The organism is Pseudomonas sp. Q11 (genome assembly GCF_024494355.1).
Lineage (GTDB): Bacteria > Pseudomonadota > Gammaproteobacteria > Pseudomonadales > Pseudomonadaceae > Aquipseudomonas > Aquipseudomonas hefeiensis.
Genome location: NZ_JAKNQY010000024.1, coordinates 1 through 13,734, shown reverse-complemented (window position 1 = coordinate 13,734; position 13,734 = coordinate 1). Strand labels below are relative to the sequence as shown.

Annotated in this window: 15 protein-coding genes; 5 read left to right on the top strand and 10 right to left on the bottom strand. The window is 60.3% G+C overall.

Going from position 1 to position 13,734, the window contains the following annotated elements:
• Window positions 1-41 precede the first annotated feature (41 nt).
• Window positions 42-845, bottom strand: coding sequence for a SirB1 family protein (locus MA884_RS21645; protein ID WP_256232432.1), 804 nt, complete (start codon window positions 843-845; stop codon window positions 42-44).
• A gap of 186 nt (window positions 846-1,031) precedes the next feature.
• Here MA884_RS21645 and MA884_RS21640 point away from each other — a divergent pair, with 186 nt between their 5' ends.
• On the top strand, window positions 1,032-2,051 hold the full coding sequence (locus tag MA884_RS21640) for a Glu/Leu/Phe/Val dehydrogenase dimerization domain-containing protein (RefSeq protein WP_256232431.1): 1,020 nt from the start codon (window positions 1,032-1,034) through the stop codon (window positions 2,049-2,051).
• A gap of 71 nt (window positions 2,052-2,122) precedes the next feature.
• Here MA884_RS21640 and MA884_RS21635 read toward each other — a convergent pair whose 3' ends face one another.
• Complete coding sequence (locus MA884_RS21635) at window positions 2,123-2,383, bottom strand: YebG family protein (protein ID WP_047228616.1); 261 nt, start codon at window positions 2,381-2,383, stop codon at window positions 2,123-2,125.
• Between the two features lie 313 nt (window positions 2,384-2,696).
• Between MA884_RS21635 and MA884_RS21630 the strand changes: the two genes are divergently transcribed.
• Window positions 2,697-3,197, top strand: coding sequence for a phosphate-starvation-inducible PsiE family protein (locus MA884_RS21630; RefSeq protein ID WP_256232430.1), 501 nt, complete (start codon window positions 2,697-2,699; stop codon window positions 3,195-3,197).
• On the opposite strand, the gene MA884_RS21625 is transcribed toward MA884_RS21630, so the two are convergent.
• Entirely contained in the window at window positions 3,194-3,511 is a 318-nt protein-coding gene (locus MA884_RS21625) for a DUF3509 domain-containing protein (RefSeq protein ID WP_256232429.1), read from the bottom strand. The genes MA884_RS21630 and MA884_RS21625 overlap by 4 nt on opposite strands.
• Window positions 3,512-4,011: 500 nt before the next feature.
• Between MA884_RS21625 and MA884_RS21620 the strand changes: the two genes are divergently transcribed.
• Window positions 4,012-4,422 carry an HPF/RaiA family ribosome-associated protein gene (locus tag MA884_RS21620; RefSeq protein ID WP_256232428.1) on the top strand — a complete coding sequence of 137 codons (411 nt, stop codon included), beginning with the start codon at window positions 4,012-4,014 and terminating at the stop codon, window positions 4,420-4,422.
• Between the two features lie 273 nt (window positions 4,423-4,695).
• Here the strand turns inward: MA884_RS21620 and MA884_RS21615 are convergent, their stop codons facing one another.
• A complete protein-coding gene (locus tag MA884_RS21615) occupies window positions 4,696-5,571 on the bottom strand; it encodes a helix-turn-helix domain-containing protein (protein ID WP_256232427.1) in 876 nt (291 codons plus the stop codon).
• Window positions 5,572-5,710: 139 nt separating this feature from the next.
• On the opposite strand from MA884_RS21615, the gene MA884_RS21610 reads away from it, so the two are divergent.
• Complete coding sequence (locus MA884_RS21610; RefSeq protein ID WP_256232426.1) at window positions 5,711-6,613, top strand: DMT family transporter; 903 nt, start codon at window positions 5,711-5,713, stop codon at window positions 6,611-6,613.
• Between the two features lie 42 nt (window positions 6,614-6,655).
• Here MA884_RS21610 and MA884_RS21605 read toward each other — a convergent pair whose 3' ends face one another.
• The 5 genes from MA884_RS21605 to norR form a co-directional block, all read right to left on the bottom strand.
• Entirely contained in the window at window positions 6,656-7,627 is a 972-nt protein-coding gene (locus MA884_RS21605; RefSeq protein ID WP_256232425.1) for a D-glycerate dehydrogenase, read from the bottom strand.
• A 243-nt stretch (window positions 7,628-7,870) separates the two neighbouring features.
• Window positions 7,871-8,620, bottom strand: coding sequence for a YkgJ family cysteine cluster protein (locus MA884_RS21600; RefSeq protein ID WP_256232424.1), 750 nt, complete (start codon window positions 8,618-8,620; stop codon window positions 7,871-7,873).
• Window positions 8,621-8,687: 67 nt separating this feature from the next.
• A complete protein-coding gene (locus MA884_RS21595) occupies window positions 8,688-9,023 on the bottom strand; it encodes a hypothetical protein (protein WP_256232423.1) in 336 nt (111 codons plus the stop codon).
• 107 nt (window positions 9,024-9,130) lie between these two features.
• Window positions 9,131-10,033 carry a chemotaxis protein CheV gene (locus MA884_RS21590; protein ID WP_256232422.1) on the bottom strand — a complete coding sequence of 301 codons (903 nt, stop codon included), beginning with the start codon at window positions 10,031-10,033 and terminating at the stop codon, window positions 9,131-9,133.
• A gap of 200 nt (window positions 10,034-10,233) precedes the next feature.
• Window positions 10,234-11,790, bottom strand: coding sequence for a nitric oxide reductase transcriptional regulator NorR (norR, locus tag MA884_RS21585; protein WP_256232421.1), 1,557 nt, complete (start codon window positions 11,788-11,790; stop codon window positions 10,234-10,236).
• Window positions 11,791-11,941: 151 nt separating this feature from the next.
• On the opposite strand from norR, the gene hmpA reads away from it, so the two are divergent.
• Complete coding sequence (hmpA, locus tag MA884_RS21580) at window positions 11,942-13,123, top strand: NO-inducible flavohemoprotein (protein ID WP_256232420.1); 1,182 nt, start codon at window positions 11,942-11,944, stop codon at window positions 13,121-13,123.
• A 211-nt stretch (window positions 13,124-13,334) separates the two neighbouring features.
• On the opposite strand, the gene MA884_RS21575 is transcribed toward hmpA, so the two are convergent.
• Window positions 13,335-13,734 (bottom strand): transposase (locus tag MA884_RS21575; protein ID WP_256232419.1); only part of this gene is annotated, 400 nt, incomplete at its 5' end.

The following is a 13,734-nucleotide window of genomic DNA, read 5'->3' as shown; positions in this document are numbered from 1 at the left end:
GAACAGCTGGATCTGCATTCTGCAATCCACCACCACCCCGCTCAATGCACAATCGAATTGGGCGGCAGATGCCCCAGCCGTTCCGTCAGCCGAATTCTCTGGATCGGGTCCTCGCTGAGCATCAGCGCGTGCTCCAAGTCGAATCGTTCGGCGTTGGGGCAGTCGAGTCGCTGGTACAGGCTGGCGCGGGCCAGGTAATCGGCGGCGCTGGCGTTGCCCAGTTCCAGCACCCGTTCGGCGTCGATCAGTGCAGCTATGTAATCATCGTTAGTCAGATGCAATTGGCGAAGATTGCGCGACAGGCGCTGGAGCATCTGCATGGGCTCGGCACTGACCAGGTGCTCGGCTTTGAGTGGCATGTTGGCGCCGTATTGGCGTTGCAGCAATTCCCGACAGTCGTTGGGGTACAACCGGCGCCCGCCACACGGGTCGAGCAGGTGATCGGCACCGGGGACCCGCAACAGGAAGTGACCGGGGAAATTGACACCGACCATCGGAATTTCCAGGCCACGAGCCAGTTCCAGGGCGATCAGGCCGAGGGCGAGGGGCTGTCCACGTTTACGCGTCAACACCTTGTCGAGCAAAGCGGCCCTCGGGCGCAGGGGCGTGAAATCGTCCTGGGCGAATCCAAGGTCATTGAGGCGTCGCAGCAAGGGCTGGCCCAGTTCACTGACGGGCAGCATCGGCAGGTCGTGGCTGACACGCTGTTGCAGATCCTTGAAATCCTTCAGCAAGGCCGTTACGTCCACTTCGCGATCATGTTCGGCAGCAATCCACAACGCCGCTTCGAACAGCGCCGGTGGGGAACGATGCAGGCAATCAAAAAAGGCTTGGCGCGGTTTCATCACACTCTCCGGGCTATGCCTCGTTTTTAGCTCTGCTACGGGCTTTCGTCCAGTCTCGTCCAGGGAAGGAATCAGGTTATGCCCAAAAGACTGGCCGCCGTGGCGACTTATTCCGGCGCGCTCCAGCAAATTCTGACCGCACGCCTATACTGGCGGAACAAACAAAAGTGATTCGGGAGCCTGTCGATGTTTGCTCTCATGCAAAGCTCCCGCCTTGAATCGCTGCACCTGAGCGTAGACCCGGCCACCGGGTTGAAGGCGGTGATTGCCATTCATTGCAGCCGTCCTGGGCCTGCTCTGGGTGGATGTCGTTATCTTTCCTACCCCGACGATGAAAGTGCCGTGGTCGACGCCGTGCGCCTGGCTCAGGGCATGAGCTATAAGGCCGCATTGGCCGGCTTGCCGGTGGGCGGCGGCGTGGCAGTGATCATGCGTCCGGCCCATGTCGAAAGCCGCGCTGCGCTGTTTGAGGCATTTGGGCGCTGCATCGAGCAACTGGATGGACGGTATATCACCGCCATCGACAGCGGCACGTCGGTGGCGGACATGGACTGCATCGCCCAACAGACCCGCCATGTAACCAGCACCACGGCGTCGGGAGACCCTGCGCCCCACGCGGCGATGGGGGTATTCGCTGGCATCCGTGCCACGGCCATGGCCCGCCTGGGCAGCGATAACCTGGAAAGCCTGCGGGTAGCGATCCAGGGCCTGGGCAATGTCGGTTACGCCCTGGCCGAACAGCTACACGCAGCGGGTGCCGAACTGTTGGTCAGCGACATTGATCCCGGCAAGGTACAACTGGCGATGGAGCAACTGGGCGCGCATCCGATCGCCAACGACGCGCTGCTCAGTACCCCGTGCGACATCCTCGCCCCTTGTGGCCTGGGTGGTGTGCTCAACAGTCACAGCGTGGCTCAGCTACGCTGCTCGGCGGTCGCCGGGTCGGCCCATAACCAGTTGAGCAACCTGCAAGTGGCCGATCAATTGGAACGGCGCGGGATTCTCTATGCACCGGACTACGTGATCAACTCCGGTGGCCTGATCTATGTCGCCTTGAAGCATCGCGGCGAAGAGCTGTCGACGATCACCGCGCATTTGTCGAAAATCGGCGCCAGGCTTACGGAAGTCTTTGCTCACGCCCAGGCAGAAAAACGCTCACCGGCCAGGGTGGCCGATGAACTGGCAGAGCGTTTGTTGTACCGATAAAAAAAGATCGCGGCCTTCGGCAGCTCCAGGGGTATCCATGGAGCTGCCGAAGGCTGCGATCTTTTCAAGGCTTATTCAGCAGGGGCATTGAGCAGTTCGGACAAGGCGTCCGGCTGACTCTTGAACGCCTTGGCGAATACATCGCGATTCTTCGCCATGTAGATGCCGGCTTCCTCAACCTGTTTCTCGCTCAGCGATGGAACGGCTTTTTGCAACACTTCGGCCAGCAATTCGGCGAGTTCCAGCATTTTGTCATGACGGTCAGCTTCGGCTTTATCCATGAACAAGCGCTCCAGATCTCGGCTGCTGCGGTATACCACTTCGACGGCCATTCACCACCTCACATGCCTTCACATTGGTTATCTTTGTGACTACTGTATTTATATACAGCCAAAAGGATAAGCGAATCCCTTCCCTTTGGATAGTGGCTTTTTAATGTAGACCGGTTTCCGTATTTGTCGCGAGGCAGCAGCGCTTGTGCGGGAGCGAGCCTGCTCGCGATAGGGCCCGCATCAACCTCACAAAAGTGTCCGGTTGCGGCCCATTGCCATCTCACCCTCAACCGCTGGCCTTTTTTCTGCATGCAGAACAACCGTCACGTCCAACCTGCATCATCCGGTCGAGTCGACCTAAGGAAACTACATCGTGAAAATCAACTGGGCCGAGAACCTGCGCCAGAACGTACATCAGTTGGCCGAGTCCCTGGGCAACCTGTTCGTCGAGACCTTCCATTACCTGGCACTGTTCGCCATTGGCGCGGTGACCGCGTGGGCGGCAGTGATGGAGTTTTTGCAGATGCTCGAGCAGGGGCACATCAAGATCGATGACATCCTGCTGCTGTTTATCTATCTGGAATTGGGGGCGATGGTCGGGATCTACTTCAAGACCAACCACATGCCGGTGCGGTTTCTGATCTACGTGGCGATCACCGCGCTGACGCGCCTGCTGATTTCCAACGTCTCTCACCACAGCCCGCCTGACCTGGGCATCATCTACCTGTGCGGCGGCATCTTGCTGCTGGCGTTCGCGATCCTGGTGGTGCGTTACGCCTCGTCGCAGTTCCCCTCGGTGAAAATCGAGCACCCGCACCGCAAGGGTGGCGCGGGTTCCAGCGAGCATGCCGAAGTGGAGAAGGGCGAGATCTAGAGGCCGGCGGGGGCGGATGTCGCGCCCTGCGTCTGCGGTGGTGGCAGCTTGACAGTGTCACCGCCGGTCATGGCTTCGAGGATCGCCACAGCGCTGTGACCTTGCTCGATGGCGATGCCGAACTGAATGCTCTGGACCAAGCGCCGCAGGCGTTCCGGGTCGTTGCGTTGCTGGGCGCTGATCATACGCTTGGCGACGATGCGCCCGGCTTTGGACAGGGTCAGCATGATGCTGCCGTCCAGGCCCTGGATGCTCAGGTTGATTTGATACTGCGGCGCAAAAGCGTCGGTAATGAGCTGAAAAGGGTTGTCCATGATGCGTCACCGCCTGATTGAACGTGCAGTTGTTGACCGGTCGTGATCGGGATTAGTTCGCAATACCGGACCACCGGCCATTCCATGATCATGCTTCATCCAGAAGCCATGCTGGTGCTTGATCGGAAGATCCCAACCTGCAACAGCTCCTGCAGAGAAGTAGCAAGGGGCATGCCGGAAAAACTGTCGGATAATGATCACGGCGCATAGGCGCTGAAGGCTTTGGCATGCGGCCCGGCAGGATGCCCGTTTCGGGGCAGGAATGGGCGAGTGGTCGCTGACGGTGCAGGGTAAGCGCGGATTTTTCGCGGGGTAAGCAAGGCGAGGTAACTCCCGACATTAACAGCGCTTTTGCCCGTTGTCTGGCTTTATTTGCATATGAATATTTATCTTTTCGAAGGGGTTGAATTGTTCTGTCGCCAGCCCGACTCTGTATTCAAGGGGTTGTCGCGCTAACGTCGATTGGCCCCTGGCGAGCTAGCCGAAATAAGGGATGAACTATGCAAATCCAAGTCAACAGCGATAACCATATTCAAAGCAGCATCCGACTGGAGGAGTGGGTACGTACTACCATCGAAAGCACGCTCGAACGTTATGAAGAAGACCTGACACGGGTTGAGGTTCATTTGCGGGACGAGAACGGCGACAAGCCCGGTCCCCATGACTTGCGTTGTCAGCTGGAAGCGCGGCCAAAGGGCCTGCAACCGGTATCGGTGACACACAAGGCCGATACGCTGGAACTGGCCATCGAAGGTGCGGCCACCAAGCTTGAACATGCCCTGGAGCATCTGTTCGGCAAACTTCGCGTCAAGCGCGCGACCGTTGAGACACCGACCGAATCCGTGGCCTTGGCCGATGCGATGCTGGAGGAAGAATTCCTGGAGAACGAACGGGCTGCCCTCAACGGCTGAGCCTAATTCTTTTTACTGACCTACCGAAAACGGGCCTGCCATCGCAGGCCCGTTTTGCTTTGATAGGCCACCCAAACATGCGATCAATGTGGGAGCGAGCCTGCTCGCGATGGCGCCCGTTCAGCTTGCATCCATGTTGAATGCGCTACCGTCTCGCGAGCAGGCTCGCTCCCACACTGGATCTTCAGTGGACTTGAGTTTTACGTTCGGCATAGCGCTCCTGTGGGAGCGAGCCTGCTCGCGATGGCGATCGCCCCGCTGGCACTTTGTTCGCTAGCGCAAAAACGCCTGCCGATATTCGCCGGGCGTCGCCCCCAGGGCCTGGCGGAAGCGATTCGTAAAGTGGCTGGCGCTCGCGAACCCGCAGGCCAACGCCACCTCGCCCAGCGGTTTTGACGTGCTGCGCAGCCAGTGCCGCGCGTGTGCGAGGCGTCGAGCCAGCACGTATTGGTGGGGCGGCAAGCCGAAGCTTTCGCGGAACATCCGGGCAAAGTGGTATTCGGACAGCGCACACAGGGCCGCCAGTTGGCCGAGGCTGATGGCGTCGGCCAGATGGCTGTCGATGTAGTCCACCAGCATTCGCCGCTGGTGAGCGGCCAGCCCACCCTTGAGGCGAAGCCCCTGGCGCTGGCCGACCTGACTCAATAGCAGATGGTTGAGCAGGTCATGGGCCAGGCTGGTGGTCAGCAGGCGTTCACCGGGCTCCTGCCAGTTCAGGGCGATCAACTGGCGAAAGCGCTGTGCCTGTTGCGGGTCGTCGAGAAAGGTGGCCTCGCGCAACTGCACTTGCCGCGGCTCGCGATCCAGTAGCGTGACGCAACCGAGGGCGAATTGTTCAGGGCTGAAGTACAGGTGGGCGAGGCGAATGTCGCCATTGATGACCCAGGCCGATTCATGCCCGGCCGGCAGGACGCAGAGTTTGTTGGGTGCCCCCGTGGTGTCGGGCCGTTCGCGGCGAAACGTGCCGGTGCCACCGGCGATGTAGCACGACAGTGTGTGGTGAGTCGGCGCCTCATAGTCCTGGGCGTCGTGATGGTTGCTCCACAAAGCGGCCGCCATACCGTCTCCCAGCTCGGCACTGTGCTCAAGGCGAGCATTGGGCGAACTGTTGAGGGCTTGAAAGACTTGCAGGGTTTGCAGTGTGGGCATGATCGGTTCTCTCCAACGCCTTGCATCCTACTCCGTCGAACGGCCCATGCCAGCCTGCCAGCCGACAAAACCGCAAGTTTACGCAAGCGCCCGATGGTTGGCGGCGCAACACTGGCGGTCATTGTCAGGAGTCGCCGTCATGAACCTCTCGTTGTATCTGCTTACCGTGCTCATCTGGGGCACCACCTGGATTGCGCTGAAATTGCAGTTGGGCGATGTCGCCATCCCCGTGTCGATTGTCTATCGCTTCGGCCTGGCGGCGCTGATTCTGTTTGTGATGCTCTTGCTCAGCCGGCGTCTGCAAGTGATGAACCGGCGCGGTCATTTGATTTGTGTGGCCCAGGGCCTGTGCCTGTTCTGCATCAACTTCATGTGTTTCCTCTCCGCCAGCCAGTGGATTCCCAGCGGGTTGGTCGCGGTGGTGTTCTCTACCGCCACGCTCTGGAATGCCCTCAATGCCCGAGTGTTCTTTGGGCAAAGGATCGCCCGCAACGTCATGCTGGGCGGCGCCTTGGGGCTGCTGGGGCTGGCGCTGCTGTTCTGGCCGGAGCTCGCAGGCCATAGCGCGAGCCCGCAAACGCTGTTCGGATTGGCATTGGCGCTGCTGGGCACCTTGTGTTTCTCGGCGGGTAACATACTCTCGAGCCTGCAACAGAAGGCCGGTCTCAAACCGTTGACCACCAACGCCTGGGGCATGGCCTATGGCGCGGCGATGCTGGCGGTGTGGTGCCTTTTCAAAGGCATCCCGTTTGATATGGAATGGAACGCGCGTTATGTCGGCTCGCTGCTGTACCTGGTGATTCCAGGCTCGGTGATCGGCTTTACCGCCTACCTGACGCTGGTGGGGCGCATGGGCCCGGAAAAGGCGGCGTACTGCACGGTGCTGTTTCCGGTGGTGGCGTTGAACGTTTCGGCGTTGGTCGAGGGCTACCAATGGACGGCGCCGGCACTGCTCGGGTTAGTCCTGGTGATGCTGGGGAATGTGCTGGTGTTTCGCAAACCCCGGCCCGTGGCGACGGAAGTCGCCTTGGGCGCGCGCTGAACCAGGAAATGGCAGGCCCGTACAAGGGGCCTGCCGGTTGGTTTACTTCCAGACTTGCGGGTTCACCAGATTCGGCGGGCGCCGGCCCTGCAGCGCACTTCGCAAGTTCTCCACCGCAAGGTTGGCCATGGCTTCACGGGTTTCGTGGGTGGCCGAGCCGATATGGGGCAGGGTTACGGCGTTTTTCAGCTGGAACAGCGGCGACTCGGCCAATGGCTCTTTCTCGTAAACGTCCAGCCCGGCGCCGCGGATGCGGTTGTTTTGCAAGGCTTCGATCAGCGCCGGTTCATCCACCACCGGGCCGCGGGAAATATTGACCAGAATGGCACTTGGTTTCATCAGGGCCAGTTCACGCTGGCCAATCAGGTGGCGGGTCTTCTCGCTCAATGGCACCACGAGGCAAACAAAGTCCGCTTCGGCCAGCAACTGATCCAGCTCACGAAATTGTGCGCCCAACTGATCTTCCAGTTCGGTCTTGCGGCTGTTGCCGCTGTAGAGGATCGGCATGTTGAACCCCAGCCGGCCACGCCGGGCAATGGCTGCTCCGATGTTGCCCATACCGACGATGCCCAACGTCTTGCCGTGCACGTCACTGCCGAACAGTTGCGGGCCGACCGTCGCTTGCCATTGGCCGGCCTTGGTCCAGGCGTCCAGTTCCGCGACGCGACGGGCACTGCTCATCAGCAGGGAGAAGGCCAGGTCGGCGGTGCTTTCAGTGAGCACGTCGGGGGTGTTGGTGAGCATGATTCCACGCTCATTGAAGTAGGCCAGGTCATAGTTGTCGTAACCCACCGACACACTGGACACCACTTGCAGGTTCGTGGCGTTCTGCAGTTGCTCGCGGCCGAGCTTGCGACCGACACCGATCAGGCCATGCACGTGGGGCAGGGCTTCGTTGAACTGTGCGTTGATGTCGCCGTTCGACGGGTTTGGCACGATCACGTCGAAATCCTGTTGCAGGCGTTCGACCATCTTGGGCGTGATACGGCTGAAGGCAAGTACGGTTTTTTTCATCGCAGAAGGCTCATCGGGCAAGGAATACCAAGCACGCTAACATTCTGCATGTGGGTTAGGCGAGAGGGGGAGCGTCGATTGAGACGAGTCAGTGGCAGGAATGGAGTACTCATGGGCAGTACCTATGTGGGAGCGAGCCTGCTCGCGATGACGGCGGCACATCCACCATCACTGCAAACTGATCCACCGCTATCGCGAGCAGGCTCGCTCCCACAAGGGATCTTTATTTCATCCCTGGGGTGTTTACGCCGCCCGTAGCGAAATAAACGCGTAGTTGACCGGTGCCTCAGTGACGACCCGGGCTCCGCTGGCCAGGACCTGGCAGGCCACGTCATCGCCGGACGGATGGAACAGCCATTCACTGGTTTCCTGCTCCAGCGGCTGCAAGCGCACTTGATCGAGGGCCGCGGCGAATGCGCTCATGTCCGGCAGGTACGCGGTAAACCCATCACCCTTCAACGCTGTGGTGCGAATGCCCAACGACGCACAGATTTGATCCTTGATCCGGATTTCCTCGCGATCGGCCTGACGTGAGCGCTCGATCAACTGCGCCAGTTCCCTGTCGACCAGTTCACCGCCGAGTATCAGTTGCGGTCCGGTCTCCCACGACTCCGGCGGGCACTCCTTTACGGAGGTATTGAGGGGGATGTGCGGGTTGATTTCCATCGGATAGATGCGGCACACCAAGGGGCGGCGCTCGTAGATGCGGCAGAGGTTTTGTTCGTCAAGATTGCGGCAGCGACCCGCGTTATAGGCGGCGAAGGTGATCGCCACGAGGGCTTCGGTGGTGCCGCTGTGGACCCGCGCCGAACGGCGTTCAGCGTGCTCGCGTTGCCCTGTCGGCAGGCCCAGGCCATCGGCCAGGAAGGCTTCCACCAGGACAATCACCTGGCCGCCGTCGTCAGCCCACATCCGAGCCTCATCGAGGGTCAGGGGGACATGGTGATCGGTGCAGCATTTGCCGCACCCTACGCAGGAAAACGTTGTGTTCATTGAGCGACCGGTAAAAAGCTGGAAAGCGGCGACAGAAAAACGCCGCGATTAGCCGTTGCAAAGCAAGTTATGCGCCATCACCGGGCAGTGTCGGCGGGCGGATGGAGTCCCACTCGGTCACGTAGGCGGTTTTGGATTTCTTGCGGTAGAGGCACAGCTCGGTGCCCGTCGCGCCTTTCATGTGTTCCTGCGGGTACTGGCCTTGCAGCAACAGCGCGGTGTAACCCACTCGGTCATCGAACTGCGCAGCAGTGCCCACAGGTTCGGCGTTCTTCAGGCCGCTGGCCTTGATGCAACTGGCAAGCACGGCTTTGTCATGGATGGCCCAGGCTTCTGGGCTGGAGGCGTGAGCCTGGACGGCGAGGGCCGTGAAGCCCAAGAACATGAGTGTGTGGGTTTTCATCAGCAAGATCCTTTCTGGGAAGCCAGGACCGGAGTATGCCTGAGGTTGGATTGGCGTTTTGGGCGTTATCGCGGGCAAGGCCTGCCCGCGACGGGCAGCGTCGGATCTCAGTGACCTTGCTCGGCAACGGCCTTGGCGGCCGTGATCAGGCACTTGGTCAGCTCCGGTGAGGAGAACTTGGTCAGCACTCCATTGGCGCCGGATAGTCGAGCCTTTTCACTGTTCATGGCGCTGTCCAGCGAGGTGTGCAGCAACACGTAGAGGTGGGCGAAATCCGGTGTTTCCCGCAAGGTCCGGGTGAGGGCATAGCCGTCCATCTCCGACATTTCGATGTCCGAGACGATCAGGTTGATCTGTTGCGCAGTGCCTTGCAGGTCCAGCAGGCATTCGATGGCTTCCTTGGCGCTGCGAGCGGTGTGGCATTGCAGGCCGAGGTTACGCAAGGTGTGTACCGATTGTTGCAACGCTACCTGACTGTCATCGACCACCAGGATCCGCGCGTTGCCCAGGACTTCGGCGTCTTCCATGCTCAGTTCGGTGGGCGCGGTTTCAATTTGCGCCGGGGCGATGCCGTGGATGACTTTTTCGATGTCCAGCACCTGCACCAGCGTGCCATCCACTGAAGTCACACCGGTGATGAAGGCGCGGACGCCGCCTGAGCCGAAAGGCGGTGGTTTGATGTCGGTGGTCAGGCAATGCACGATCTTGCTCACCGCCTGCACATGCAAGCCCTGCTTGGAGCGACTCACATCAGTGACGATCAGGCATCCGCCGTCGGGATCTTCCAGGGGCCGTTCGCCAATGGCGCGGCTCAGGTCAATCACCGACAACGAGGCCCCGCGCAGGGTCGCGATGCCTTTGACGTGCGGGTGCGACTCCGGCAGCTTGGTCAGCGGTGGGCAGGGAATGATTTCGCTGACCTTGAGCAGGTTGATTGCCATCAGCTTGCCGCTGCGCAAGGTAAACAGCAGAAGCGAAAGTGAATCTGCGCGGCCTTTGTTGGAAGACATAAAAACCTTCTGTGGAAAAAGGTGGGGCGAGCGTGAAGAACGCCAAAACAGCTTTTGATATTGGGTTATCGACTCGTTGGGGGCTGGCTTTAGGGCCAAACCCACAGACAATCGATTTCAAGTCAGCGGCCTGTGAATACACACGCTGTGGCCAGGAGATAAATCCCCTCGCCACAAGGGCCGCAGCGGCAGAAAAGGTTCTATTTTAACCCCAGCCGCCTGGCCATCCGCCCCAGGTTAGCCCGATCCAGGCCCAGTTCCCGGGCGGCGCTGGCCCAGTTGTGCTGGTGTCGTTCCAGGCTGGCGACGATCAGCTTGCGCTGAAAGTCGTCCACGGCTTCGCGCAAGTCCCCCGCGACCCCCTCCATGGCAGGCGCAGGGCCAGCGGATAAAGGTGCCGAACTTTGCTCCGGGCTTTGGGGCAAGTCCAGATCCTGGGCGCTGAGGCTGAGAATCTTTGGCCGCACCGCGCACCTGCCCAAGGCTTTCAAGGCGCTGCGCCCGATCAAGTGCTCCAGTTCACGCACATTCCCCGGCCAGTCATACGCCAGCAATGAAGCCTGGGCATCACTGGTCAGACGCAGGCTGCCCAATCCCATGCGCGAACGGTTCTGTTCCAGGAAGAAACCGCTGAGCAGCAGCACATCGCGCCCGCGATCCCGTAGCGCCGGCACCAGCAACGGGTACACGCTCAGGCGATGATAGAAGTCGGCCCGATATCGCCCGTTGCGCACCTCTTCGGCCAGGTCGCGATTGGTGGCCGCGATCAGGCGCACATCGACCCGGTGCTCCTTGTCCGAGCCCAGGCGTTGCAACTGGCCGCTCTGCAACACTCGCAGCAGCTTGGCCTGCACGGTCAAGGACAACTCGCCCACTTCATCGAGGAACAACGTGCCGCCATCGGCCAGTTCGAACTTGCCGCTCCGGTCGTTCGTGGCGCCGGTGAAGGCGCCGCGTACATGGCCGAACAGTTCGCTTTCCACCAGGGTATCCGGCAAGGCGGCGCAGTTGAGGCTGATAAGCGGTTGCTCGGCGCGCTTGGAAGCCGCGTGTATGGCTTGGGCGACCAGCTCCTTGCCGACCCCGGTTTCGCCGGTGATCAGTACCGTCAGGTCGCTGCCACCCACCAGGTTGATTTCTTCGACTAATCGCTTGTGGGCCTTGCTCTGGCCGACCATGTCGCGGTGTTGCTGGCCGCTGGCCTGGCGGTAGACCTCGGCGCGGCGATGTTCGTCTTCGGCTTTCAAGGCCAGGCGATCGATGCGTTCGGCGGCGCTGACCGTGGCCGCGGCAAGGCTGGCAAAGGCCTGCAAGGCGCTCAGGTCGATGGGCTCGAAGCGTTCCGGGTTCAGGGCGTCGAGGGTCAACAGGCCCCACGGTCGTTCGTCGACAAACAGTGGGCAGCCCATGCAGTCGTGGACTTCCAGATGCTCATCAAGACCCTCGACCAACCCGTCGTATGGATCGGGCAGGTCACTGTCGGCGGCGAAGCGGGTGGGTTGCGGGTTGGCCAGCAGTGCCTGGAAACGTGGGTGTTCGCTGATCCGGAATCGCCGGCCCAGTGTGTCTGTACTCAAGCCGTCGACCGCCAGAGGGATCAGGCAGTCCCCGTCCAGGCGTAACAGCGCGGCGGCGTCGCAAGGCAGCAGCGCTCGCAAAGCGCCCAGCAGGCGACGATAACGCTCGCCTTCAGGCAATTCGCGAGACAGGTCGGCGACCAGTGGAAGCAGCGAGGTTAGCAGGGAGGTTGCGGTCATAATGACTCCATGTGGTCTTTAAGACTATACGGCGTACCGTGTCTTTATGACTATCTTGTTTGTAATTATTTGAAAAATATCAATAAATTTTATGGCATGGAATCTGATAAGGCATAGGTATCCATTTCTGTAGCCTGCGAGGAATCACCCTATGCTCAGCCGAGAAGAACGCGCCATCATCCGCTCCACCGTGCCATTGCTTGAAAGCGGTGGTGAAGCGCTCATCACTCACTTCTATCGCATGATGCTGTCCGAATATCCGCAGGTGCGCCCGCTGTTCAACCAGGCTCACCAGGCCAGCGGTGATCAGCCCCGTGCCCTGGCCAACGGCGTGTTGATGTATGCCCGGCACATTGACCAACTCGATCAGTTGGGTGATCTGGTGGCGAAAATCGTCAACAAACACGTCGCCCTGCAGATCGAGCCCCAACATTACCCCATTGTCGGTTCCTGCTTGCTGCGTGCGATCGCCGAGGTATTGGGTCAAGAGATTGCCACCCCCCAAGTGATTGCCGCATGGGGCGCTGCCTATAACCAGTTGGCCGATATCCTGATCGGTGCCGAAGCTGGCATGTATGACCAGAAAGCCGCAGCACCGGGCGGCTGGCGGGGTGAGCGTGAGTTCATCCTGACGGCCAGGGTGCAGGAAAGCTCGGAAATCACGTCTTTCTACTTCGAGCCGGCGGACAAAGGAGCGATCCTGGTAGCCGAACCAGGCCAGTACATCGGCATGAAACTGATGTTGGATGGCGAGGAGGTACGCCGCAATTATTCCCTGTCGGCCCTGGCGGACAACGGTCAGTATCGCATCAGCGTCAAGCGTGAGCCCGGTGGGCGCGTGTCCAACTACCTGCACCATCATTTCCCGATTGGCAGCAGCATCCAGTTGTTTCCGCCGTCAGGGGAGTTCTTCCTGACCCAGAGCGACAAGCCACTGGTACTGATCAGCGGCGGCGTCGGCATCACCCCGACCCTGGCGATGTTGCAGGCGGCGTTGCAAACCGAACGCCCTGTGCATTTTATCCATTGCGCGCGCAATGGCGGCGCGCATGCCTTTCGCGACTGGATCGATGACCTGGCCCAGCGGCATCCACAACTCAAGCGCTTCTATTGCTACGACGAAGATGACGGCTTGAGCCCGGCGGCTGACAAGGTCGGGTTGTTGAGCCAGGAGCAACTGGCGAAATGGTTGCCAGAGCAGCGTGACCTGGATGCCTACTTCCTGGGGCCCAAAGGCTTCATGGCCGCTGTGAAGCGCCACCTCAAGGCACTGGGCGTGCCGGACGGGCAGAGCCGCTACGAATTCTTCGGCCCGGCGGCGGCGCTGGAATAACGTCGGGACCAGCCTGGGAGACAGGTTCGCCTGCATCGCGAGCAGGCTCGCTCCCACAAGGGGCTCTGGTGGTGAACACGATGGGTGAACACCGCAGAGAACTGTGGGAGCAACTGTCTTGGATGATTTATTTAGCCATCGTTTCCAGGGACAGCAAGCCTCCCACAGCTCCAGGCCATGCAAAATCTGAGGGTGTCTCCGTGATCGCACTTTAGGCGACGCGGCCCTTCCACTCAGAACCATCCCGGATCATTGCGTTTAGACGTACCAGCAAGACACGCATGCATGCGATGAGCGCAACCTTGGCGCATTTACCTTTCTCGCGAAGCGCCTTATACCGCGCATTAAAGTCAGGCTGATACCTGATCACTGACCAGCAGGCCATGTACAGAGCACGCCTAGCGGCGAACCTACCTCCGCTGATGTAGCGCTTGCCTTTGTGCGTGCCGCTATCGTCGTTATAGGGGGCGATGCCTGCCAATGCAGCGATCTGATGCCGGCCAACCTCGCCAAGCTCAGGAAGATAGGCCATTACACTGGCCGCCGTAACCAGACCGATCCCCTTGACCGAACGCAGATGAGTAACTTTTTCACGGTCCAGGCTTTCAGCG

Excerpts from the sequence above, each read along its gene's own strand:
- MA884_RS21645 (WP_256232432.1), bottom strand. The coding sequence starts at position 845 with ATGAAACCGCGCCAAGCCTTTTTTGATTGCCTGCATCGTTCCCCACCG.
- MA884_RS21640 (WP_256232431.1), top strand. The coding sequence starts at position 1,032 with ATGTTTGCTCTCATGCAAAGCTCCCGCCTTGAATCGCTGCACCTGAGC.
- MA884_RS21635 (WP_047228616.1), bottom strand. The coding sequence starts at position 2,383 with ATGGCCGTCGAAGTGGTATACCGCAGCAGCCGAGATCTGGAGCGCTTG.
- MA884_RS21625 (WP_256232429.1), bottom strand. The coding sequence starts at position 3,511 with ATGGACAACCCTTTTCAGCTCATTACCGACGCTTTTGCGCCGCAGTAT.
- MA884_RS21620 (WP_256232428.1), top strand. The coding sequence starts at position 4,012 with ATGCAAATCCAAGTCAACAGCGATAACCATATTCAAAGCAGCATCCGA.
- MA884_RS21615 (WP_256232427.1), bottom strand. The coding sequence starts at position 5,571 with ATGCCCACACTGCAAACCCTGCAAGTCTTTCAAGCCCTCAACAGTTCG.
- MA884_RS21610 (WP_256232426.1), top strand. The coding sequence starts at position 5,711 with ATGAACCTCTCGTTGTATCTGCTTACCGTGCTCATCTGGGGCACCACC.
- MA884_RS21605 (WP_256232425.1), bottom strand. The coding sequence starts at position 7,627 with ATGAAAAAAACCGTACTTGCCTTCAGCCGTATCACGCCCAAGATGGTC.
- MA884_RS21600 (WP_256232424.1), bottom strand. The coding sequence starts at position 8,620 with ATGAACACAACGTTTTCCTGCGTAGGGTGCGGCAAATGCTGCACCGAT.
- MA884_RS21595 (WP_256232423.1), bottom strand. The coding sequence starts at position 9,023 with ATGAAAACCCACACACTCATGTTCTTGGGCTTCACGGCCCTCGCCGTC.
- MA884_RS21590 (WP_256232422.1), bottom strand. The coding sequence starts at position 10,033 with ATGTCTTCCAACAAAGGCCGCGCAGATTCACTTTCGCTTCTGCTGTTT.
- norR (WP_256232421.1), bottom strand. The coding sequence starts at position 11,790 with ATGACCGCAACCTCCCTGCTAACCTCGCTGCTTCCACTGGTCGCCGAC.
- hmpA (WP_256232420.1), top strand. The coding sequence starts at position 11,942 with ATGCTCAGCCGAGAAGAACGCGCCATCATCCGCTCCACCGTGCCATTG.